The following is a 20,583-nucleotide window of genomic DNA, read 5'->3' as shown; positions in this document are numbered from 1 at the left end:
CTGTATGTCAAATTCATTCACGAAATTTGCACATGCACAGAAAGTGATTGATCCCTTCATCAGCCATCGGTCGAGCGCGAGATGGACTCCCACTGATTGAGCTCGGCGCTCACTATGGATAGCTTCTGCCGCACCAGGTCGAGAGCATCGCTACCAAGTAATAGATGGTGTGGTGGCGAGTCTTGGGTGATCAGGTCCAGCATGACTCGCGCCGCTTTTGCAGGATCCCCAAGCTGCTTTCCGCTCTTCTGCTGGCGAGCCTCACGAATGGGGTCGAACAGCTCGTCGTAATCAGGGATGGAGCGGGGCGTCCTGACCATCGAACGTCCTGCCCAGTCTGTGCGGAATGAGCCAGGAGCCACCGCTGTGACGGCGATGCCAAAGGGCTGCACTTCCTTGGCGACCGTTTCGGAAATGCCTTCCAGTGCAAACTTGCTGCCGCAATAGTAGGCAATGCCGGGCATCGTGATATAGCCGCCCATCGAAGTGATGTTGAGGATATGTCCCCTGCGTCGGCGCCGCATGTAGGGCAGCACGGCTTTCATCATGGCTACGGCACCAAAGACGTTCACATCAAACTGTCGCCGCATCTCTGCCAAGGGTGATTCTTCAAGAATGCCTTCGTGGCCGTAGCCGGCGCTGTTGATCAGCACGTCGATCGGACCCACGGTCTCTTCGATATCGGCAACGACGCCGTCGATCGCATCAAAGTGGGTGACATCAAGCAAGCGACCAGCAGCCTCGCCTGAGGCAAGCGCCTCGAACTCAAGCAGGGCTTGTTTCGTCCGCACAGTGCCAACCACTCGGTGACCTTTGGCGAGTGCCTCCTGAGCCAGGGCTCTACCAAACCCGCTGCTGACTCCGGTGATGAGCAACGTCTTGCTTGCTGACATGGCAGCGCTTCCTTGATGGTGAACGAAGCTTGCACGATAGGCTCTGTTAGACTCGCTATTTAACGCCCGATGTTCTCCTTTTCTTGCCTATTTCTATGAGTCGTCATCTGCCCGTGAGCCCGGTTGAGCTGGTTCGGATGGACGATAGCCAGCGCATGGCGGCCTTGGCTCGGGGGCTTGCGCCTCAGGAGGGATACAACCTTACGGCGTTGCCTGGCGTGCGCATCCTGCGTTCGGATCGCACGCTATCCATGACGCCGGTCTTGTATGACCCCGGCATCGTGATCGTGTGCCAAGGGCGAAAGCGCGGCTACTTTGGCGATCAGGTTTACGTTTACGACGAGCAGCATTACCTGGCGGTTGCCGTGCCGGTTCCGTTCACCATGGAATCCGATGGCACTCCCGCACATCCGCTGTTAGCCATCTATATGCATCTCGACTTTCAGATGGCTGCCGATCTGATGATCCAGATCGACCGCGATCATGCGTCGGTCAGCCACGATGCACCGCTCAGCATGATGTCCAGTCCCATGGACGCGGCGCTGCGAACCTCAGTTCTGCGCTTTCTGGAAGCCATGAGCCAACCCTTGGAAGCCGCGGTGCTCGGGCCTGGTCTTCTGCGCGAAATCTACTTTCGCGTACTTGCGGGAGCCCAGGGAACGGCGCTGCGTTCGGCGCTAAGCATGCACGGACAATTCGGAAAGATAGGGAAGGCGCTTCGTCATATCCACGGTGCCTATGCGCATCCGATCAATCTGGCGCAGTTGGCCAAAGAGGCCAACATGAGCGTACCTACGTTCCATAGCCATTTCAGAGCGGTAACCCAAACCTCGCCGATGCAGTACCTCAAGTCCACGCGCCTGCACCAGGCGCGACTGTTGATGGTTCGCCAGGGGATGACAGCGGAAGCGGCGAGCTACGCCGTGGGGTATGCAAGCGCCTCGCAATTCAATCGAGAGTTCAAACGTCTCTTCGGCCTACCGCCCCATGCCGAAGTAAGGCGCATGAGGACCGACTTCGCGATACCTCCCGCGCAAGCGGCGTCGGAGTTCGTTTCATCACATTGAAGCCATGCGGCCCGCGGCGGATCGCTGCGCGACAACGTTGCCAAGGCGCGTTCAGCAGAGGACGCAGCCTTGATTCCCTGGTGCAGTGATGTGCGGCAAGCGAAATCATTTACGCTAACGGCATGTTTTTGCGTCGATAAATAGACGTCCATGTCGTGCCATTGACGCTTTTGTTGACGCTTGGACTCATTGGGGCGTCGATTAGACACCTCAAATGGTGTCGCTCGATATCAACAACACGGCGATAGGCCCGCAGGGTGCCGTTCTAGCCGGCATTACGTTTCTTTACTCAGGACCGCCAAGCGTTTCGTCGGCCTTGGCCGACATCTTGCTGGTGATGGATTTGCTTGATCCCGACCCGGGCTCTTATGCGTCGCTTACCTGACCAAGCGTTTCAGGCGATGCGAGCTCGCTAAGCCCGGTGATACGACGACTATCCAACTTCCGGTGGAGTACCTATGACAATCGGCGGCATTTCCAACAGTAACTACTGGCTCAATCCATTGAACCAGTCCAACAGCACAAGCCAGGCCGGTGCTGCCGGCAGCACCAGTCAAACGAGCGGCAGCGCTTCGTCGGGCAACGGTCTGTTCGGTGCAGTCTTTCAGGCGCTGTCGCAGCTAGGCGGAATCAGCGCGCCGAGTGCGTCCAGCGCAGCGACGACGTCCGGCGGGACGAGTACCGGTACATCTTCGAGCGGCACCTCCTCGACGCAGGATCCGTCACAGGCGATGTCTGCATTCATGCAGAGCCTGATGGCCGCGCTGCAGGCGCAGAATGCACAAGGCGCCAGTGCCACCGCAGCGGATGGTACGTCTGGCACCACAGCCAGTAGCGCCGTAGCCGCCACGTCGGCGACGACCGCTGCCACACCAACCACTAGCGCAGCCAATGGCGCCGAATCGGCCGGTCTTCATCATGGCGGTGGCCATCATCATGGCGGACACATGCAGAGCGATCTGCAAAGCCTGATCAGTCAGCTCTCGTCCACCAGTTCCAGCTCGAGTACATCCACCACTGGCACGTCCAACGGCACGCTGGATTCGTTGCAGCAGAGCTTCCAGAATCTCGTCAGCTCGCTGGGTGGCTCTGGCAGCAGCGCATCGCTGCCGAACTTCCTGCAGACGCTTTCAAGCGGGCTGGGCAATCCGTCCGCCTCGGGGTCGATGGTTAGCACGCAGGCCTGAGTGTCAGTGCTCTGCCTCCACCTTTCCCTTCTCGGGGAAGGTGGAGGCGGGCGCGGGAAACCCTAACTACGTCGTCGCACGACACGCCTGTCGATGACATCGACCCGCGATGCGTGGCTCGCCCGCCTTATCACGGCATCAAAATCGATCCGTACTGAGCAGATAACGCCATTGACCCGGTGGCAATCGGGACATGGGAACGCGGCCAATACGTATGCGCTTGATCCCGAGCACCTTCAGCCCCACTGCGCTGCACATGCGCTCCACCTTCTCGGGGGCGATTCGCTTCAGGGCAAAGCGCAGGTGGGTTTCGTTCTGCCAGCTCACCTTGATCGGCGGCAGCGCATAGTTGTCGAAGCTGAGCCCGTGGTTGAGCAACGCGAGGCCATTCGGCGCCAACTTGCCCGCGACTTCGACCACCAGCTCCTGTTCGATGCGGTCGAAATCCTCTTCCAGGCGGCGCTTTACGCGCCAGTCCTGGGTAAAGACCACCAAGCCCTCGGCTTTGTCGGGCAGGGGCAGCGGCGACTCCAGGCGGGCAAAGTGACGCTTCAGCATGCGCACGCCGGAGGTATCGTCAGCGGCGTGGCTCTCCACGCGAATCAATGCCCGAGCTTCGTCGATGGTGATGCCTGCTGGCTTATGGAGCACCAGCGTGGCAGGTTCGGTAGGCTCCAGCCGGGCGTTCGGATCGATCTCGATGTGCTGTTCCAGCACCTTGAACTGCGGCTCTTCGACGATCACGCCGTCCACGCGCACCCAGCCGCCTTCGATATACATCTCCGCTTCGCGTCGCGAGCACTGGGCCAGGGCGGCGACACGTTTGGCGAGGCGTAGGGGTTCTGTCATCGGTGTTGCCTTGGTGAAGGTGGGACATTATAGGCGCCGCCATTCTGGCGCGAACATATCGCAAGGCTCACACCAGCCCGCATCCCGCACGACACTTGCCGCTTGGCGAGACCTTCGGCAGGCTCTGAGCGTTCGTTTCGAGCTGAAACGGAGCCAGTCCACCACGGGACGTACATGGTCAGTCGATTGTCATTTCTGAGAGGTTGGTTACCGGGGTTTGCGTTGAGCTTGCTTGGCGCAGTGCTGGTCGTGGTCGCGCTGTGGACATTGCCTGAAGCCTGGCTCGCGGACAGCCCTGTCATGCTACGGCTAGCCGGCTGCATCGCGCTCCTTTATCTCCCCGGCCTGTTCCGTGTCATCCATTTGTGGCGCACGAGCCGACATGGACTGGCCTGGGCCACTTTGGGCGGTTGCACCATCGGCACGGTGCTGCTGGCTTTGCTTGGCGCGCTACTCGTGGCGATTGCCGTTGGCGAAAGCCTGCCCCGCCATGACTAGACTGAAGGCCTTGGCAATGAATCTGACCAACGCGAACGGATATTTCGGCATCTGACGTTTTCTGATCCATAGACGCAAGATCAAGCGCATCTCCACGGCAGAGGTGTTCCATGAGAAAGCTCATCGCATCCACGTTTGTGTCGCTCGACGGCATCATGCAGGCACCCGGCGGACCGGAAGAAGACGCCACGGGTGGATTCACGCAGGGCGGTTGGATGTTTGCCCATGCAGCAGACGAGAGCCTGGACATCTCGGCAGCCGGTTTTGACGGCAAGGACCGCGAGCTGGTGCTCGGGCGGCGGACCTACGAGATATTCGACGCATACTGGCCATACCAGCCGGACGAGAACCCCATCGCGAAGATATTTAACGCGGCGAAGAAACATGTTGCGTCGCGCACGTTGACGACACTCGATTGGAACAACTCGACCCTGCTCGGAAACGACGTCGTTTCGGCCATCACCGCCCTCAAGGCTCAGCCGGGTCTCGACCTACAGATCATTGGTAGCGGCAACCTGATTCAATCGCTCCAGGCCGCTTCGCTGATCGACGAATACATCGTGTGGACCTTCCCCGTTGTACTTGGGCGTGGCAAACGCCTCTTCGGCAGGATGGCCAAGCCATCATCGCTTCGGCTGATCGCGTCCAAGGTATCGGCGAGTGGTGTCGTGATGAGTACGTATGTGCCGGACGGTGATATCCAGCTGGGCACTTTCGTGGAGGATGCGCCGAGCGAGAAGGCCTTGGCTTTGCGAAAACGGATGGCGAGCGAGACGTGGTGACTTGCTCAGAAGGGCGTGCACTGACGTGGATAGAGCCGCATGTTACCTTCCGTCCCTCATGCGGAAATCACGCATGCTTTACGGGTACCTTTTATATAGCGGTCGCATCGTCAATGCGCGCATAACCTCATACGAAGACGAGACATACCATGAGCTTTCGCGTTCTGGTCGCCGGTGGTACCGGGCAAGTGGGATCGGCAGTGGTACGGGCATTGCTCGCCACGAGCTCCTGCGCGGAAGTCGTGCTGGTCAATCGCCGGGAGGCACCTCTCGCGGCCGACGCACGTCTGCGCCAGGTGATTATGGATACCGGTGCGCCAAGTTTTGCCAGTGATGTTGCCGAACTCGCGCGGACATGTCGTGCGCAGGGTGACCCCGTGTATGCCGCATCGTGCATCGGCATTGGCAAAGGGAGCCAGCAATGGAGCGAAGACGACATGAGGAAACTGGAGATCGGTATGGTTGGCGCGTTTGCGCGCGGCTGCCTGGCTGCAGGCGTCGAGCGATTCGGGCTACTTTCGGCAGCCGGTAGCAGCACCAAGAGTCGGATTCGCTACGCCCGCATCATGGGTGAAAAGGAGGACGCCGTGCGCGGCGTCGGATTCAAGCAATTGGCCATCTTTCGACCCGGCATCATCGCCGGCAATGCGCACACCCCTGGTTATCTTGCTGTACTCGGTCGCCTGGTGCCGGGATCGTTTGGAACGATCGATCAGGACGATATCGGTCGTGCTTTTGTCGGTGAATTTCTGCACGGAAAGGACGGCATGACGATTTTGGAGAACGCGGCGATAAGGCAACGAGCACGCGCCCTTTAGAGACCGCTCTTTGTGACGCTTAAGCAAGCGTCAGCTTTCGGTCTGAAAGGAGTTGGGCGAGTTCAATGCGATGCTCTTCGAAGTTATCGCGAAGAGCCGACGCGAATTCCTATGGATGAATCGCGTAGACGAAGAAATCATTGTCTCGTAGCCAACCGAGCCCCTCGTAGAGCGCCTGGGCGGCGACATTGTCGCGGGCCGTCTGCAGTTCCAACCGCCCGGCACCTCGGCGGCGCGCTTCGTTGACTGCTTCTATCATCAATGCCTTGGCGACCCCTTGCCGGCGAGCCTGCTTTGCTACAAAAAGGTCATAGAGGATGAAGCTAGGTACGGCACCCACCGAGTCAAAGAGCGGATACAACTGGGTGAAGGCGACGATCTCACCTTCAGGGGTCTCCGTAACGAGTACCAGCGACGAGCCCTCTGCCAGTCGAGACTTCATGAAGCTACGCGCGAGCGCCGCATCCGCCTTCTGCGCGTAGAACTGTCGATACTCGTCGAACAGTACCGCCACCGGGTCCAAGTCATTTAAATCCGCGATGCGTACCTTGACCGACACGGGCTTCTCCTGGGGGTGCGTACTTCGTCCGAGTTACCGCTCCATAGCATATGCCTTCCAGAATGAAAGGCATCAGTGCTTACGGTCAACGGGGATCCCGCCCCTGCGAGCGCCACGCTTGCTCAGGACCCCGGCAATATTTTTTTGCGTCGGCCTGCATCCGTTGGCTGCTTACGTTCGTATCTAACTGTGCTTCCAGCCGGAAGTCGCTAGTTACGGAGATGATCATGAAAAGCAATCAACGCGCGCGTTCGGTGCTGTTTGGCATGGCCCTGGTGTTGGGCGTCACTTCGTTTTCACCTTTGGCCATCGCCGATTCCATGGATGCGTCCGCATCCGTGATGGTCGGCGGCGCCGCCATGTATCCCACCAAGAACATCATCCAGAACGCCGTGAACTCCAAGGATCACACCACGCTGGTGGCGGCGGTGAAGGCGGCGGGGCTGGTAGATACGTTGTCTGGGCCGGGCCCGTTCACAGTTTTTGCACCAACCAACGAGGCCTTTGCCGCGTTGCCCGCAGGCACGGTAGACACGTTGCTCAAACCCGAGAACAAAGCGAGCCTTGTCAAAATCCTTACTTATCACGTCGTGCCGGGGCGGCTGACCGCGAAGGATCTGTCGATGAAGGTCGCCGCTGGCGGCGGTAAGGCTGAGCTAAAGACAGTGCAGGGCGAAACGCTGACCGTGAGCAAGGCTGGCGACAGCTGGGCCGTGACGGATACCAAGGGCAACACCGCGCACGTCACTATCGGCGACGTCATTCAATCCAATGGGGTGATTCATGTCGTCGATAAGGTGCTGATGCCCTGATTGCTGCGTGACATTGCGGAACTATCCATGTCGCCGTCATCCGACGCGGTGCGGCGACGTGTGGTCATCAGGTGCTATGAATCCCGTCACGGTCCTTCGTGCCGGCATCAACTTGCCAAGCCGGCTTGCGAGGTTCCATGCTGAAGCAGGTACTACTTTCACCGGGCCAACCCAAGCCAGCGCGCCAAGGCACATCGATGAGCCAATTCGCTGACGAACGAGACGAGCTTTCTCAGGTGCTTACGCAGGTTGCCGCTGGCGACCAGGGCGCCTTTGCTGAACTGTATCGCCGCACCGCTGCCAAGCTTTTTGGAGTGTGCCTTCGCATGCTCGCCGACCATGGCGAGGCAGAAGAAGTGCTTCAGGAGATCTATACGACTGTGTGGCGCCGAGCGGAAAGCTTTGACGCCAAGCGCGCGAGTGCTATGACCTGGTTGATGGCGCTCGCCCGCAACAAAGTGATCGATCGCTTGCGGCAACGCCATGAGCATCTGCCATCCCATTCCGTTGATCTGGATGATCTCGTCGACGAACAACCAGGGCCAGCCACTCAGGCCGAAGCGACCGAAGAACATCGACGCCTCAGGGAGTGCCTTGATGCACTGGAACCCAAGCAGCGCCAATCGGTGCGCGAAGCATTTTTCTCGGGATCAACGTACAGCGAACTAGCGGAACGATGTCATGTGCCGCTCGGCACGATGAAGAGTTGGATTCGCCGTGGTTTGCTGCAACTTCGCACGTGTCTTGACGCATGAATACGCCACTTGATCGCGACCAATCACAACTTCGATATGCCGAGTATGTACTCGGCGTGCTGGATGCCGATGCGCGCGCCGAGGTGGCATCCGAGGTACAAACCAGCGACGAGGCCGCTACCGCCGTGAATCTTTGGCATCGCAGATTGCAACCCATGAGCGAAGAGATTCCGCCCATCGAACCGCCCGACCACGTGTGGGCCCGGATCCAGCAGGCGCTTCGATTTGAAGCGCGCGAGCGCGCACGCATACCGCCTGCACGTGCTGGTCTCTGGGAGAACCTGCGCTTCTGGCACTGGCTTGGCCTGGGAGCCAGCGCTATGGCCGCGGCGTGTCTGTTGCTGCTAGTCGTCACAACGGGGCCGCGCATCGCGCCGTCGTCGTCCGCCATTCCGTTCATGGCGTCCTCCATCACACAGACGGGTGGTCATGTGGGTTGGACGGCAACGATGGATATCCAACAGGCCCGCATGATCGTCGTGCCAGTGGCACCCACTTCGTTCGCCCAAGGGAAGGCGCCTCAGTTGTGGCTGGTGCCTTCTGGGCAAAAGCCGATTTCCATCGGCATGATTGCTACCAATGCGCCCACCGCGCTGAAGCTCGATCGCGCCCTGCTGGCGCAATTGGGCCCCACGGCCGCCCTTGCCGTGTCGGTAGAGCCCGTTGGTGGATCACCCACCGGTCAGCCCACCGGGCCCGTCGTTGCCACGGGTGCTATTGGCGCCGCGCAGGGTTGAGAGCGGCGGGTTCCGTTTTCGGCCTGGCGCGTTCAACGCGGCCGGGCTGCTGCCGTGTTGCATGATGCCCTTTGGGATTCGGCAATCCAGATGCTCTACGGAATCGCCGTCTCCTGCAGAAAAAGCCAGTTCGGCCGGCCGTGGTTCGTCGGTTGCAACCACGCCGCCGAATGACGTTGGTTCGAGCTGCCATCGGCCGCTACCTGGGTTTCGCGATACGTCACCAGCCAGCCCATCGGCGCTTCAACGATGACTGCAACCTGATCGATTGAGATGACCATGCCCGGTCGGGCCCCGCCCAGGCGCGCGAAGAGGCTGCGCACATCGTCGCGCTCCAATCGTTCGCCGCGGATGGTCACCATCTGAAAGGCGTTGGCGAAGCATCCGACAAGCGCGTTCAACGCGTCTGACGGGGCATCTCCCCGAAACCAGGTTTCGATCTGTTCGTGCAGGAGAATGATTTCGGCAGACGCTTGTTCAAGCGTGGTCATGGTCAGTTTCCAGATGTGGTGGCGAGGTGTGGAGAATAGGGCGTCGCAGGAAGATCATGGGCGCCAGTGACAGGCATGCGGCCACGACATAGGTGATGGTGGCATGCCCTGTGACAGCCAGGAGCCCACCGAGCGCAACCGGCCCGATGAAGAAGGCCCATTGTCGATTCAAGTTCCACGCGGCGCTGGCTGGCAGCATGTCATCAGCGGCAATGTCCAGAAAGGCAAGCGTCTGGGCCGTACTGGAGCAGAGGCTGCCGCCGAAGCCCATGCATAGATAGGCCACCGCAGCCGACGCGTGGCCTCCTTCGCGCACCGTCGCCAACCAGGCGATGCCCAACGACTGGGCGACCATGCCGATGAAAAACAACCGGCGAGGACCTTGCCGAGCAAACCATCGGCGCGACAAACCAATGCCCACCGCTGACGCCATAGCCCAGGGAAGCATCAGCACACCGACATCCGTCGGGGCGAATCCACGGCGTGCCAGATCGATGGCCGCGACGAGATTGACGCCCACAAATACACCAGGCACCAGCAGGTAAATCAGCATGGGAAGACATAATGTCGGGATGCGCAGCAGGCGCGGCACACTGGACAGAAACGGTACGCGTGGCAAGCGAGTCTGATCCGATGGAAGCCAGGATGCAGCAAGGGCGAACACAACGAGTGCCGCTGGTGCGCTCGCCGCGAGCAACGCGCGCCACGAGACCCATTGCGTGAGCAGTCCGCCAGCCCAGGGCGAAAGCGCAGGAACGAACAGAGCGATGGCCATGATGCGTGTGGTGAGCGCCGCGCGTTCGCTGACGGGTGTCAATCGATACGCCCAGGCTTGTCCCACCGGAATCAGCAGACCTCCGGCCAGGCCCTGGGCCAGGCGACACACCACCAGTAGCGGTGCATTGGGCGCGATGCCCGCGAGCAGCGCCGCAACGGCGAACCCGCCAAGCGAGGCGAGCAGGGTGGCGCGCTCGCCCCATGCACTGGCCCATCGTGTGGCGCAGGGAATGGCGAGCGTTAGGCCCAGTGTATAAGCCGCACTGATCCAGGCAAGCGTGCCGGTCGAGGTGTGCAAGTCGGTACCGATCGAAGGCATGGCCACGTTCGACGCGAACATGTTGACCAGATCGAGCGAAAAGCCGAACAGATAGACGAGGGTGATTCGATGGCGCCGGAACACGGGATGCTTCCTGTAAGCAGGCGGGCAGCGTAGTCGGGTACGCGCGGTGGACACAGCCTTAAACGGCTCGCTACAGTGTCAAACCCCGTTTGACGGTTGCGCCATGATCAGCCTGGAACGATTCGACATCTTCAAGGCCATCGTTGACACCGGCTCTTTGTCCGCTGCAGCGAAAGCGCTGGGCACCAGCCGCGCGGTGGTCAGCTTCAACCTGAAGCGCCTTGAGGAAGGCCTGGGCGTCACTCTGCTTGCCCGCAACACACGCGGCCTGACGCTGACGGATGCCGGAAAACGCTTCTACGTGCGGTGCGAGGAAACCCTGGACGCCGCGCGCCGCGCCGTGGACGAAGCGCGCGGAAATCAGGCGGCACTTCGTGGACAGCTTCGCGTTACCACGACGCCCGAATATGCGGCGCACGCCGTTATTGCTTGGGTCAGCGCGTTCATGGCGCGCCATCCATCGCTGCACGTCCATCTGTCCACGACGGCCGCGCCTGCGGCATTGATCCCGGAACGGTTCGATCTCGCGATACGCCTGGGCCGGCTTCCCGATTCGGATCACCGGGCCGTGCTGCTGTCGCACCACGAACTTGTCGTGGTCGCGGCGCCGCGTCTACTGGAGCGTCATGGCCTGGAGCGACTCGATGATCCCGATGAAGTGCTTGCGTTGCCGCGCGTGGGTTATCCGCGTCTGCCGGATCAGGTGGCGCGCGGCGAGGATGGCGGAGAGGTGACATTTGCGAGCGATCCGCCCGAATCGACGGTGAGCGCGGATCACGCCGCCGCCTTGCTTGCGTTTGCGCGCGCCGGGCACGGCACCGCGATCCTGCCCGATTGGCTGGTGCAGTCCTCGCTCGCCGATGGAAGCCTTGTTCGTGTGCTTCGCCGCTATCGCTTTGCCGAACAAGGCGTGTATGCCGTCTATCCAAATACCCGCCACGTGTCACGTGCGGTGCGCACCTTCATTGATTTTCTCAAGAGCGGCGGCAAGGCTTGAACGATCGCTGCGTCACGGCGGATCGACGCAGCGTCACGCCTGGATATAGACCCATGCCTGTCTGCCTGATTTGAGCAGGACGGCAACACGCTTGTAATCCGAGACTTCATAGCGGTCAGCGGCAGCCAGCTCGGCGTCGGTGACGCGGAACACTTTGCCAGACACTTCGTCGACAGGGTTGTCACTCGGAGCAACGATGGGATGAAATTTCTGGCCGCTCTTGCGAAGCACCTCGGGATCGGTGACCTCGACCATCTGCTGGCGATAGCCGGGCATGGCGTCTTCGTCTCCATCCAATAGACGTCCGAAGGATTCGAGCTGGACACTTTCAAGTTGAAGCGTCCCATACGAGAACAGCAGTACGTGTGAATCGGCTGACACCTTTCTTCTCCCTACGAGCCACGTCCCGCATTTTACGCTACGCCGCATCCAGCGTAGCTGACAGATTTTGTCCGGGACGATCCGCGAACCCATGACCTTACGCACATCGTTTCGCGCTGGTGGTAGTGATATCACTGGGCAACGCGGTGGGGTGTGCATGGGAGATCTGCGCACGGCCTGAATGGCAAACGATCTACGGTCGCCTGCCGAACCTTGGTGTTGGCATTCAAAGGAAAGACATGCAGCCCTCTATGGCGATTCGACTGTTGTGCGTGGCCTTGGCCGCGCCCGGGCTGGTTCACGCGAAGGTCGATCTGACCTCGGTGGATTCGGGCATGGCCGGCCCGCGTAGCCAGGTGCTGGTGCTGGGTAGCGTGCATCTGAGCCAGTTACCCAAAGGGGCAACGATCACTCAGGACCAACTCGCTCCCTTGTTGGATCGGCTGGCGACCTATGCGCCCGGCATCATCACGATTGAAGGTCTTTCCGGCGAAACCTGCGACCTCATGAAGCGTCATCCAACGGTGTACGCCGCTGACGACGTGGCCAACTACTGCCCGGACACATCCAAGGCAAAAGCCGTGACCGGGCTCGATATCCCTGCCGCCATCGGGGAGGCGCAGCGTCTGCTCAAAGCGTGGCCTGCTGCGCCGACTCCGGCACAGCGACGCCATCTGGCCGCGGTGTTCCTTGCGGCCGGTGATCCCACATCCGCGATGGTCCAGTGGCTGCAGTTGCCGGAGGCGGAGCGACGAGCCGGTGATGGTCTCAACGACGAGTTGGTGGCGTCGCTGCAGAAGGCTCGCGACCGCCCGAACGAGAGTACACAAATCGCGGCCCGACTGGCGGCGCGGCTTGGCCTGCCACGCGTCTATCCCATTGACGACCATACGGGAGACAACATCGACGTAGGGGATCCGGTCGCCTATGGCAAGGCCGTACAGGCCGCCTGGGACGCCGCTGCGCCTCGTGCCAAAACCATGCGCGACCGTGAGGGCGAGCTGGAGCATAAAGGAGACGTACTCGAGCTTTACCGCTTTATCAACTCGCAGGCCTTTCAGCAGATAACGGTGGACACCGATTTCGGCGCGGCCTTGCGCGACCGCTCACCGCAACACTACGGGCAACGGTACGTGGCTGGCTGGGAGGGGCGCAATCTACGGATGGCCGCCAATATCCGCACGACGTTTGGCGACCAGCCGGGGGCGCGCGTCCTGGTGGTGGTGGGTGCTTCGCATAAGCCGTGGCTCGATAGCCTGATGGGTCAGATGCAAGGCGTCGATATCGTTGACGTGCAGCACCTGTTGAGCGACGGCAAGTAAGCTCGCTGATCTTCACTTTGCAGAATACGTTGACTGCGGGGAAGATGTGACCTCGTAGCGCCGTAGAGCCGCTTCATGCCAGGGATGGTGTGCGTTGCCCGCGATGTCGGGCCAATGAGCATGTCCACCTCAGGCGGGGCGGTCACTTCTTGCTTGGGGAGATCGCATGGAAAACACATCGGGTGGCGGAGCCGGAGCCGTTGTTCCGCCCGAGGTCGATCGCTGGAACTGGGGCGCCTTTCTGCTCACATGGATTTGGGGCATAGGCAACGGCACCTTCATCGCGTTCCTCGTATTCGTTCCCTTGGTCAATATCCCGATGTTTTTTGTGTTGGGCGCCAAGGGAAGCGCATGGGCGTGGCAGAACAAGCGCTGGAACAGCGTGGAGGATTTTCGACGGACGCAACGCACGTGGGCCAGGTGGGGCATCATCATTCCCGTGCTCTTCGTGCTGCTGTTCGGCGGAATCTTCTGGAGCATCTTGTCGGCCATGAAGGGCTCCGATGCCTACAAGCTTGCCGTCAGTGAACTTCAACGCAGCGAACAGGTGACCGAGGTGCTCGGCACGCCGATAACCACGGGCTTCCCCACGGGGGGCATCCAGGTAACGGGGGGCGACGGCAAAGCCAATCTTTCCTTCAGCGCCGAAGGTCCCAAAGGCAAAGGCGAGGTCTATATCGAGGCCGTGGAAGCCATGGGGCAGTGGCGCGTGGAACACGCCGTGTTCGAAGATGCGGCGACGAAGCAGCGTATCGAACTTGCGCAGTAAAACAGGTCCTAGACCTTGCTTTACCACGCGCTCTCGCGAGACCAGGGTTGAGTAAAGGCGGGTCTCGTAGATTGCGTCGTTGCTTTCTCTTCCATTGGCGAGGGATGTATGACACCCGAATCGGTGACGACCGGCGTCGTGTACATGCACCTCGTGCATCCTTGATCTTGCGAGAGACCCACAAAGGAACGTCGCCGTGACATTGCTATGGAGTGTGATCGTCGCCATCGGCCTGGTCGCTTCACCCGCCAAGGGGCAAGAGATACCCACCGTCTTCGAAGCAGGGCATTTCTTTGTCATGCTGGAGACCACGTCCGGACAGCCACTGAAGCTACTAGTGGATACGGGAGGCGGCGGTGTCGGCAATTTGTATCTGCTTAATCTGAGGGCGGTATCACGGTTGCGGTTGCGGTTGCCGTCGGCGCGCTGCGCGTTCGGTAGCGACGCGATATCGACGGTAGAACTTCCCATCTATAAGCAGGGACGCGGGGTTCCGCAACCGCTCGGAGCCTGCGCGGGTGCCGTGGCGTTTGAGGATGCGCATCCGATCAGTTTCTCTGACGGACTCCTGGGGTCGAATTACCTCAATGGCCACATCTGGACGTTCGACTACCCCGCGAAGAAATTACTGCTTCAGCGTGGAGAATGGTTGCCCACCGAGAGCCTTCATGCCGGGGCGCTAGGCTTTCAACAAGATGCTGGCGGGCGACGGATCAAAGCTTTTCCGCGCATAGTGATTCGCGTGGATGGCCAGCCGTTGGACATGCTTCTAGATACGGGTGCGACTGCCATGCCCAGCGACACTGGTGCGCATGTGACCGGTACGTCGACGGTGAACGGTGTTGGCGTAACCAGCTATATCACCACAAGTCAGCTGGAGCGATGGCATGCGTCGCATCCCGAATGGCATGTGCTGGAGAACGGAGACAAGCTGTTCTCGGGATCCGCACCGCGCATGATCGAAGTACCCTCGGTGGAGCTGGCCGGTTGGCTGGTGGGGCCGCTGTGGTTTACTGAGCGCGCAGATGCCAATTTCCACGACATGATGGGATCGATGATGGACAAGCCACCGGAAGGCGCTGTGGGTGGCAACCTTCTTCAGCATTTCGTGATGACCATCGACTACCCCAAGGGCGTGGCCTATTTCGATTGCGCGCAGGGATGCCAGGCCGCAAGGTCTGCCGCTACTGAGAAGCGCTGACGGGTCGCGTCTGGCACGGTGATAGAGTAGGTCCCTCCCGCCATCGCGAGTTCACCATGAGCAACCCGGCTTTCTATCCCATCGGTACTCCCGGACAGCCGTGGGGTGCGGCGGAACGAGCGGAGTGGCTTGCGAAACAGACCAAGCACCGCAGCTACGCGGCCGATGTGCTCAGCGTTGTCGAGAACCTGCGCGAGCTGTTCGACGTGACGGAGTACGGCACGCTGAACTATGGCCCCGAGCACTATCCGCTGATGGCCGTCCGCAGCCGCGACTGGCGCGACGACCTGCCGGTACTGTTGGTGACGGGCGGCGTGCATGGTTACGAAACCAGTGGTGTGCACGGCGCCCTGCAATTTCTGCAGCAGCATGGCCGCGACTATGCCGGCCGCGCTAACTTGCTGGTGGTGCCCTGTGTCAGTCCGTGGGCGTATGAGCGTATCAATCGCTGGAACCCTGGTGCACTCGATCCTAATCGCAATTTCCGAAAGAACAGCCCGGCAGGTGAATCGGCGGCGCTGGTCGATTTGTTGGAGCCGCTGCGCGATCGCGTGTTGATGCATATCGACCTGCATGAAACCACTGACTCCGACGAGTCGGAGTTTCGTCCGGCGCTGGCCGCGCGCGACGGCAAGCCGTTCGAGCCGGGCGAAATTCCCGATGGGTTCTATCTGGTGGACGAGGCCGAGAACCCGCAGCCCGATTTTCAGCAGGCTGTGATCGTGGCGGTGGCCAAAGTGACACACATCGCAGATGCCGACGCACGCGGCGAGATCATCGGTGCGCCGCTGCTGTTGCCGGGCGTGATCAAGTATCCAGTGAAGGAGTGGGGTCTGTGCGCGGGCATTACCAATGCGCACTACGCGACGACCACCGAGGTGTATCCCGACAGCCCGCGCGCCACGCCGCAACAGTGCAACGACGCCCAGGTAGCCGCGGTGTGTTCGGCCATCGACTATGCGCTGGCACATCGTCCCGCCTGAACGACGCGCCATGAGAGAGCGCACCCACCGCGACGCCTGGACACCATGACCAACAACACGCCATCTACGCTTCCCATCAGCATCTGCGAGGTCGCCACGCCGGATGGCAAGGTGTCCTACGTGACCTTGGCGGCGCCAGAAGACGCAGGCAGGCAAGGGCTTGTCAGTCAGCAGATCGTCGGTCAGTTGCTGGATGCCCAGCGCACCGACGATCTGTTTGCGCCTGACAACTTTGCACGCAACCGTGTCTTCGTCGAGTTCATGCACGATGTGATCCGCAAGCACGGTCCATCCGTGCCGAACCTCATCGCGGCAGCGAGAAGTCAGGCGGATGGCTGGGTGTACGTCATCGACGGGCGAACTCCCACGCCCGAGGGCCCCGTGCCCCCGGAAGACATCGTGGGCGGGTTCGAGGTCAAGCAGGGGGAGGTCGTTGCGGATTCCTACCAGGCGAACCCCAACCACCGGGTGCTTTCCCCGCGCGGATTCTTCCAGTTGGATTCCGTTTTGCAGGCGCGGTTGCTCGACGAGCTCGCGACGTATCGCTAACGGGCACAACCTTGGGTCGAATCCGCAAGAATCTTGAGTTGCTTGCGGACCGGTGATTTACGATGCCTACCGCACATCAGTGTGGCGTCATTACGATTTCCTTGAGGCTGCGCTGTCCGGCACGTGCAGCGCTTGCGGCGCGAGTTGCGACGGGTAGTCGACGTCCCAGTCCGATCGGCCATTGATCTGGCTGCCGGGTGCCGTGAGCTGTTTGTCTTCGCGCGCTGGCGCCGGGAGCTGTGTGGCGACTGCGGCATCGCGATAGCCATCCACTGGCTTGATCGCCTCTTCGGCATGGCTGCCAACGGTGAACAACGACAGGGCCAGCGCCAAGGCGGCGACGAGGTTTGCAGGTGTGCGTTTCATGGTGAATTCCTCAGGCAGGCGGCTGGGTCAGACCAGTGAGATCACGACGTCGATGTTTCCGCGCGTCGCCTTGGAGTAGGGGCAGGTCTGGTGCGCGGTATCGATCAGCCAACGGGCTGTGTCACGGTCGAGGCCGGGCAGCGAGACGGCGAGGCGGGCCTGCAGGAAATAGCCGTCCGGGCCTTGGCCCAGGTCCACTTCGGCGGAGACAGAGGTGTCGGCGGGCATATCGATCTTTCGCGTACGGGCCGCATGACGCATGGCACCGGTGAAGCAGGCGGACCAGCCGGCGCCGAACAACTGTTCCGGATTAGTGCCGGGCAGGTTGGAGCCGGGTAGCGAAAGTTTGATGTCGAGTTGTCCGTCGCTGCTGTGCGACTGGCCCTCGCGGCCGCCGGTGGTCACGGTCTTGCCGGTATAGAGAATGGTGCGTGCGTTCATGGGGTGGATCTCCTGAGATGGGGGTGACATGGCTGTGGATCAGCCGGTGTGGCTAGGAGACCGTGGCGGCGTATCGCAGATGTGTCCCGTTCGGCGCCAAAAGGCATCGAAACATGTCGAGATGGCGAGCCGATACATTCAGATACATATCGGGCGCACGCGGCTCTGGACGGCTACGGGGCGCGGATACAAAGTGATACAAAAAGCCGGGTGCGGGGACACGCCCGATACAAACAGGGTTGTTCCAATGCATACGTCGGCGGCCCCACCTGGCCACCCGCCATGGAGATACCCACAATGAAATTCCTTCGTCTTGCCCTCGCCGTAGCGGTCTTCAGTGCAGCCCTGTTCATCGCGTTACCGGGTACCTGGAACATCGCCAGCGCCGAAACCCCAACGCCCGATGCAACAGCACCCGACTTTGCAGGGGCGACCCAATGGCTCAATTCACCACCGCTATCTATGTCGGCTTTGCGCGGCAAAGTAGTGCTGGTGGAATTTTGGACGCGTGAATGCATCAACTGCTTGCATGTGCTGCCGCACACCAAGGCGCTGTACGACAGCTATGCGGGCGACGGGCTGGTGGTGGTCGGTATCCACACGCCTGAGTACGACGAAGAGCGGGATGTGACCAGCCTGCGGCAAGCGATCCGAACGCTGGGTATCCGCTACCCGGTGGCGATGGATAATGACAACCGGATCTGGAACGCCTACGGCAACCGCTACTGGCCGGCCATCTACCTGATCGACCGAGATGGCCGCGTGGTCTATCGCCATGTCGGCGAAGGCGACTACGATCAGATGGAGGCGCGGGTCCGCCAGCTATTGGGCAAAGCGTAAGCGCAAACGGCATGTCGCCCCACCGGGCCAATGGAGATTGCATGGAACACATCGACCATATCCTCGTCGTCGATGACGATCACGGCATCCGCACGGGCATCGCGGACTACCTGCGCAAGAACGGCCTGCGTGCCACTGCGGCCGCCGACGGCCGTGAGATGTTTGCGCAGTTGGATACGTCCGCGTTCGATCTGGTGGTGCTGGACATCATGATGCCGGGTGACGATGGCCTGGTGCTGTGCCGTACGCTGCGTAGTGGCAAGCACAAGCACGTGCCGGTGGTGCTGCTCACCGCACGCGACGACGAGACGGACCGCATCATCGGCCTGGAAATGGGCGCGGACGACTACGTCACCAAACCGTTCTCGCCGCGCGAGCTGCTGGCGCGCATTAAGGCGGTGATCCGCCGCACGCGCATGCTGCCGCCAAACCTGCGCATCACCGAGAGCAGCGATGTTATTGCGTTCGGTCGGTGGAGGTTGGATACCACCGCACGCCATCTGCTGGATGACGATGGCACCGTGGTCTCGTTGAGTGGTGCAGAGTTCCGCCTGTTACGCGTATTCCTTGATCATCCGCAGCGCGTGCTGTCGCGCGATCAATTGCTCAACCTTACGCAGGGCCGGGATGCGGAGCTGTTCGACCGCTCCATCGACTTGATGGTGAGCCGCCTACGCCAGCGCCTGCAGGACGGCGCGCGCGAGCAGACCTACATCAAGACCGTACGCAGCGAAGGCTATGTGTTCTCGATGCCGGTGATCCTCAACGGTGATGCATCGTGAGCACGGATTCGCCAGTGATCAGCCGGCGCTGGTGGCCGCGCAGCATGGCATCGCGGCTGTACCTGATTCTTTTTGCCGGGTTGATGCTGGCGCAGGGCTTGTCGTTCGGTCTGCTGTACTTCGAGCGTATGCAGAGCGCGACGGCGGTGATGTTCAACACGCTGGAGCACGACGTGGGTACCTCGGTCGCCGTGCTTGATCGCCTGCCCGCGGCCGAACGGTCGCGTTGGCTCAATCGGCTGACGCGCGACAACTATTTCTACATCCTCGGCCCCGGTGAGCCGGGTGACCGCCTTACCACACAACGTTCGCGCGATGCGCTTGCCTTGATCGCCAGGGAGGTCGGGCCGGACTACCGCGTCTACGGCAACACCATCTCGATGTCGCCGGAGCGCTACCAGGTTCACTTCACCCTGCACGACGGCACACCGCTCACGCTACAGATCACCCCGCACATGAAGCCGCTGGCGGCGTGGCTGCCCTTTGTGTTCACCTTGCAGGTGATCCTGCTGCTGGTGTGCACCTGGCTGGCGGTGCGGCTGGCGACGCGTCCACTCACGACATTGGCCGAGGCTGCCGATGCGATGAGGCCGACTGCGAACGGGCCGCGTATCCCGCTGGACGGACCTGCCGAAGTGGCACGCGCAGCTAAGGCTTTCAACACCATGCAGGACCGCATCGCTCTGCACGTGAAGGAACGCCTGCATATCCTCGCCGCCATTTCCCATGATCTGCAGACGCCGATCACACGTATGCGCTTGCGCGTCGAGGCGCTGGATGAGTCGCCGGAGCAGCAGCGCATCATCGACGATCTGCACGAACTGCAGCACCTCGTGAAAGAGGGTGTGGCGTACGCGCGCAGCGCACATGGTGATGCCGAGAAGCCGATGAAGATGGATGTCGGCGCCTTCCTGGAGAGTCTGGTATTCGATTACCAGGACGTCGGCCAGTCCGTGAACATGGCGAACACCATCGCCATCACCGCCACCGTCCGGCCGCAGGCATTGCGCCGCGTACTGGTCAACCTGATCGACAACGCCATCAAATACGGCGGTTCGGCGGAAGTCGCCTTGCATCGTGCTGCGCCGGATGCGTTCACCATCACCGTGTCCGATCGCGGCCCTGGCATTCCGGAGGACGAGCTCGAACAGGTGTTGCAACCTTTCTACCGTCTCGAATCCTCGCGAAATCGCGATACCGGCGGCTCCGGCCTGGGGCTCGCGATCGGTGCGCAGTTGATCGCTTCCATCGGCGGCCATTTGCAACTGGCCAACCGCGATGGTGGTGGACTGCAGGCGGTGATCACGTTGCCCTGAAGCTGCGC

At 61.1% G+C, this 20,583-nt stretch carries 25 protein-coding genes; 17 read left to right on the top strand and 8 right to left on the bottom strand.

What is annotated here, in order from left to right:
• Window positions 1–59: 59 nt before the first annotated feature.
• Window positions 60–893, bottom strand: a complete 834-nt coding sequence (locus tag DyAD56_RS04190; RefSeq protein WP_102301487.1) for an oxidoreductase — start codon at window positions 891–893, stop codon at window positions 60–62.
• A gap of 95 nt (window positions 894–988) precedes the next feature.
• Between DyAD56_RS04190 and DyAD56_RS04185 the strand changes: the two genes are divergently transcribed.
• Together DyAD56_RS04185 and DyAD56_RS04180 are read left to right on the top strand one after the other, a co-directional pair.
• A complete protein-coding gene (locus DyAD56_RS04185) occupies window positions 989–1,960 on the top strand; it encodes an AraC family transcriptional regulator (protein WP_233202276.1) in 972 nt (323 codons plus the stop codon).
• 458 nt (window positions 1,961–2,418) lie between these two features.
• Complete coding sequence (locus DyAD56_RS04180; protein ID WP_102301486.1) at window positions 2,419–3,147, top strand: hypothetical protein; 729 nt, start codon at window positions 2,419–2,421, stop codon at window positions 3,145–3,147.
• Window positions 3,148–3,285: 138 nt separating this feature from the next.
• Here the strand turns inward: DyAD56_RS04180 and DyAD56_RS04175 are convergent, their stop codons facing one another.
• Complete coding sequence (locus DyAD56_RS04175) at window positions 3,286–3,996, bottom strand: rRNA pseudouridine synthase (protein ID WP_102301485.1); 711 nt, start codon at window positions 3,994–3,996, stop codon at window positions 3,286–3,288.
• Between the two features lie 222 nt (window positions 3,997–4,218).
• Here DyAD56_RS04175 and DyAD56_RS04170 point away from each other — a divergent pair, with 222 nt between their 5' ends.
• The 3 genes from DyAD56_RS04170 to DyAD56_RS04160 all read left to right on the top strand — a co-directional run bounded on the left by DyAD56_RS04170 (window position 4,219) and on the right by DyAD56_RS04160 (window position 6,094).
• On the top strand, window positions 4,219–4,494 hold the full coding sequence (locus DyAD56_RS04170) for a hypothetical protein (RefSeq protein ID WP_146010434.1): 276 nt from the start codon (window positions 4,219–4,221) through the stop codon (window positions 4,492–4,494).
• A 110-nt stretch (window positions 4,495–4,604) separates the two neighbouring features.
• Window positions 4,605–5,276 (top strand): dihydrofolate reductase family protein, encoded by a 672-nt coding sequence (locus DyAD56_RS04165; RefSeq protein WP_102301483.1) that lies wholly within the window; start codon window positions 4,605–4,607, stop codon window positions 5,274–5,276.
• A 149-nt stretch (window positions 5,277–5,425) separates the two neighbouring features.
• Window positions 5,426–6,094, top strand: coding sequence for an NAD(P)H-binding protein (locus DyAD56_RS04160; protein ID WP_102301482.1), 669 nt, complete (start codon window positions 5,426–5,428; stop codon window positions 6,092–6,094).
• Between the two features lie 109 nt (window positions 6,095–6,203).
• Here the strand turns inward: DyAD56_RS04160 and DyAD56_RS04155 are convergent, their stop codons facing one another.
• A complete protein-coding gene (locus tag DyAD56_RS04155; RefSeq protein ID WP_102301481.1) occupies window positions 6,204–6,653 on the bottom strand; it encodes a GNAT family N-acetyltransferase in 450 nt (149 codons plus the stop codon).
• 266 nt (window positions 6,654–6,919) lie between these two features.
• Here DyAD56_RS04155 and DyAD56_RS04150 point away from each other — a divergent pair, with 266 nt between their 5' ends.
• The 3 genes from DyAD56_RS04150 to DyAD56_RS04140 all read left to right on the top strand — a co-directional run bounded on the left by DyAD56_RS04150 (window position 6,920) and on the right by DyAD56_RS04140 (window position 8,957).
• Complete coding sequence (locus DyAD56_RS04150) at window positions 6,920–7,465, top strand: fasciclin domain-containing protein (protein ID WP_233202283.1); 546 nt, start codon at window positions 6,920–6,922, stop codon at window positions 7,463–7,465.
• A gap of 137 nt (window positions 7,466–7,602) precedes the next feature.
• Complete coding sequence (locus tag DyAD56_RS04145; RefSeq protein ID WP_343125289.1) at window positions 7,603–8,220, top strand: sigma-70 family RNA polymerase sigma factor; 618 nt, start codon at window positions 7,603–7,605, stop codon at window positions 8,218–8,220.
• Window positions 8,217–8,957 (top strand): anti-sigma factor, encoded by a 741-nt coding sequence (locus DyAD56_RS04140; protein WP_102301478.1) that lies wholly within the window; start codon window positions 8,217–8,219, stop codon window positions 8,955–8,957. Before DyAD56_RS04145 ends, DyAD56_RS04140 begins: the two co-directional genes overlap by 4 nt.
• Before the next feature lie 95 nt (window positions 8,958–9,052).
• On the opposite strand, the gene DyAD56_RS04135 is transcribed toward DyAD56_RS04140, so the two are convergent.
• Both DyAD56_RS04135 and DyAD56_RS04130 read right to left on the bottom strand, forming a co-directional pair.
• On the bottom strand, window positions 9,053–9,448 hold the full coding sequence (locus DyAD56_RS04135; protein WP_102301477.1) for a hypothetical protein: 396 nt from the start codon (window positions 9,446–9,448) through the stop codon (window positions 9,053–9,055).
• Window positions 9,435–10,628: an MFS transporter gene (locus DyAD56_RS04130; protein WP_233202275.1), complete on the bottom strand. Its 1,194-nt coding sequence runs from the start codon at window positions 10,626–10,628 to the stop codon at window positions 9,435–9,437. Before DyAD56_RS04130 ends, DyAD56_RS04135 begins: the two co-directional genes overlap by 14 nt.
• A gap of 103 nt (window positions 10,629–10,731) precedes the next feature.
• Between DyAD56_RS04130 and DyAD56_RS04125 the strand changes: the two genes are divergently transcribed.
• Complete coding sequence (locus DyAD56_RS04125; protein ID WP_102301476.1) at window positions 10,732–11,625, top strand: LysR family transcriptional regulator; 894 nt, start codon at window positions 10,732–10,734, stop codon at window positions 11,623–11,625.
• Between the two features lie 33 nt (window positions 11,626–11,658).
• Here the strand turns inward: DyAD56_RS04125 and DyAD56_RS04120 are convergent, their stop codons facing one another.
• The gene (locus tag DyAD56_RS04120) at window positions 11,659–12,006 is read right to left on the bottom strand and encodes a gamma-glutamylcyclotransferase family protein (RefSeq protein WP_233202274.1); all 348 of its coding nucleotides are present in this window, start codon (window positions 12,004–12,006) and stop codon (window positions 11,659–11,661) included.
• A 263-nt stretch (window positions 12,007–12,269) separates the two neighbouring features.
• On the opposite strand from DyAD56_RS04120, the gene DyAD56_RS04115 reads away from it, so the two are divergent.
• From DyAD56_RS04115 to DyAD56_RS04095, 5 genes are all read left to right on the top strand, one after another.
• On the top strand, window positions 12,270–13,328 hold the full coding sequence (locus DyAD56_RS04115) for a DUF5694 domain-containing protein (protein ID WP_102301545.1): 1,059 nt from the start codon (window positions 12,270–12,272) through the stop codon (window positions 13,326–13,328).
• Between the two features lie 166 nt (window positions 13,329–13,494).
• Window positions 13,495–14,097 (top strand): cytochrome c oxidase assembly factor Coa1 family protein, encoded by a 603-nt coding sequence (locus tag DyAD56_RS04110; RefSeq protein WP_102301475.1) that lies wholly within the window; start codon window positions 13,495–13,497, stop codon window positions 14,095–14,097.
• A gap of 196 nt (window positions 14,098–14,293) precedes the next feature.
• Entirely contained in the window at window positions 14,294–15,298 is a 1,005-nt protein-coding gene (locus DyAD56_RS04105; protein ID WP_102301474.1) for a hypothetical protein, read from the top strand.
• A gap of 56 nt (window positions 15,299–15,354) precedes the next feature.
• Window positions 15,355–16,281, top strand: coding sequence for a M14 family metallocarboxypeptidase (locus DyAD56_RS04100; protein ID WP_102301473.1), 927 nt, complete (start codon window positions 15,355–15,357; stop codon window positions 16,279–16,281).
• Window positions 16,282–16,326: 45 nt separating this feature from the next.
• Window positions 16,327–16,830 (top strand): hypothetical protein, encoded by a 504-nt coding sequence (locus DyAD56_RS04095; RefSeq protein WP_102301472.1) that lies wholly within the window; start codon window positions 16,327–16,329, stop codon window positions 16,828–16,830.
• 90 nt (window positions 16,831–16,920) lie between these two features.
• On the opposite strand, the gene DyAD56_RS04090 is transcribed toward DyAD56_RS04095, so the two are convergent.
• Together DyAD56_RS04090 and DyAD56_RS04085 are read right to left on the bottom strand one after the other, a co-directional pair.
• The gene (locus DyAD56_RS04090) at window positions 16,921–17,196 is read right to left on the bottom strand and encodes a hypothetical protein (RefSeq protein ID WP_102301471.1); all 276 of its coding nucleotides are present in this window, start codon (window positions 17,194–17,196) and stop codon (window positions 16,921–16,923) included.
• A gap of 27 nt (window positions 17,197–17,223) precedes the next feature.
• Window positions 17,224–17,637, bottom strand: a complete 414-nt coding sequence (locus tag DyAD56_RS04085) for an organic hydroperoxide resistance protein (protein ID WP_102301470.1) — start codon at window positions 17,635–17,637, stop codon at window positions 17,224–17,226.
• 297 nt (window positions 17,638–17,934) lie between these two features.
• Between DyAD56_RS04085 and DyAD56_RS04080 the strand changes: the two genes are divergently transcribed.
• The 3 genes from DyAD56_RS04080 to DyAD56_RS04070 are packed head-to-tail and all read left to right on the top strand — an operon-like array spanning window position 17,935 to window position 20,575.
• Window positions 17,935–18,477 (top strand): redoxin domain-containing protein, encoded by a 543-nt coding sequence (locus DyAD56_RS04080; protein ID WP_102301469.1) that lies wholly within the window; start codon window positions 17,935–17,937, stop codon window positions 18,475–18,477.
• A 41-nt stretch (window positions 18,478–18,518) separates the two neighbouring features.
• Window positions 18,519–19,259, top strand: a complete 741-nt coding sequence (locus tag DyAD56_RS04075; protein WP_102301468.1) for a response regulator — start codon at window positions 18,519–18,521, stop codon at window positions 19,257–19,259.
• On the top strand, window positions 19,256–20,575 hold the full coding sequence (locus DyAD56_RS04070; protein ID WP_102301467.1) for a HAMP domain-containing sensor histidine kinase: 1,320 nt from the start codon (window positions 19,256–19,258) through the stop codon (window positions 20,573–20,575). Before DyAD56_RS04075 ends, DyAD56_RS04070 begins: the two co-directional genes overlap by 4 nt.
• Window positions 20,576–20,583 lie beyond the last annotated feature (8 nt).

This window comes from Dyella sp. AD56 (assembly GCF_002878475.1).
Classification (GTDB): domain Bacteria; phylum Pseudomonadota; class Gammaproteobacteria; order Xanthomonadales; family Rhodanobacteraceae; genus Dyella.
Note: the sequence above shows the minus strand (reverse complement) of the source record. Positions and strands in the feature narration are given on the sequence as shown.

Coding starts and splice junctions, on each gene's coding strand:
- DyAD56_RS04090 (WP_102301471.1), bottom strand. CDS start 17,196: ATGAAACGCACACCTGCAAACCTCGTCGCCGCCTTGGCGCTGGCCCTG.
- DyAD56_RS04145 (WP_343125289.1), top strand. CDS start 7,603: ATGCTGAAGCAGGTACTACTTTCACCGGGCCAACCCAAGCCAGCGCGC.
- DyAD56_RS04175 (WP_102301485.1), bottom strand. CDS start 3,996: ATGACAGAACCCCTACGCCTCGCCAAACGTGTCGCCGCCCTGGCCCAG.
- DyAD56_RS04165 (WP_102301483.1), top strand. CDS start 4,605: ATGAGAAAGCTCATCGCATCCACGTTTGTGTCGCTCGACGGCATCATG.
- DyAD56_RS04135 (WP_102301477.1), bottom strand. CDS start 9,448: ATGACCACGCTTGAACAAGCGTCTGCCGAAATCATTCTCCTGCACGAA.
- DyAD56_RS04185 (WP_233202276.1), top strand. CDS start 989: ATGAGTCGTCATCTGCCCGTGAGCCCGGTTGAGCTGGTTCGGATGGAC.
- DyAD56_RS04150 (WP_233202283.1), top strand. CDS start 6,920: ATGGCCCTGGTGTTGGGCGTCACTTCGTTTTCACCTTTGGCCATCGCC.
- DyAD56_RS04190 (WP_102301487.1), bottom strand. CDS start 893: ATGTCAGCAAGCAAGACGTTGCTCATCACCGGAGTCAGCAGCGGGTTT.
- DyAD56_RS04080 (WP_102301469.1), top strand. CDS start 17,935: ATGAAATTCCTTCGTCTTGCCCTCGCCGTAGCGGTCTTCAGTGCAGCC.
- DyAD56_RS04075 (WP_102301468.1), top strand. CDS start 18,519: ATGGAACACATCGACCATATCCTCGTCGTCGATGACGATCACGGCATC.
- DyAD56_RS04160 (WP_102301482.1), top strand. CDS start 5,426: ATGAGCTTTCGCGTTCTGGTCGCCGGTGGTACCGGGCAAGTGGGATCG.
- DyAD56_RS04140 (WP_102301478.1), top strand. CDS start 8,217: ATGAATACGCCACTTGATCGCGACCAATCACAACTTCGATATGCCGAG.
- DyAD56_RS04100 (WP_102301473.1), top strand. CDS start 15,355: ATGAGCAACCCGGCTTTCTATCCCATCGGTACTCCCGGACAGCCGTGG.
- DyAD56_RS04180 (WP_102301486.1), top strand. CDS start 2,419: ATGACAATCGGCGGCATTTCCAACAGTAACTACTGGCTCAATCCATTG.
- DyAD56_RS04110 (WP_102301475.1), top strand. CDS start 13,495: ATGGAAAACACATCGGGTGGCGGAGCCGGAGCCGTTGTTCCGCCCGAG.
- DyAD56_RS04095 (WP_102301472.1), top strand. CDS start 16,327: ATGACCAACAACACGCCATCTACGCTTCCCATCAGCATCTGCGAGGTC.
- DyAD56_RS04125 (WP_102301476.1), top strand. CDS start 10,732: ATGATCAGCCTGGAACGATTCGACATCTTCAAGGCCATCGTTGACACC.
- DyAD56_RS04085 (WP_102301470.1), bottom strand. CDS start 17,637: ATGAACGCACGCACCATTCTCTATACCGGCAAGACCGTGACCACCGGC.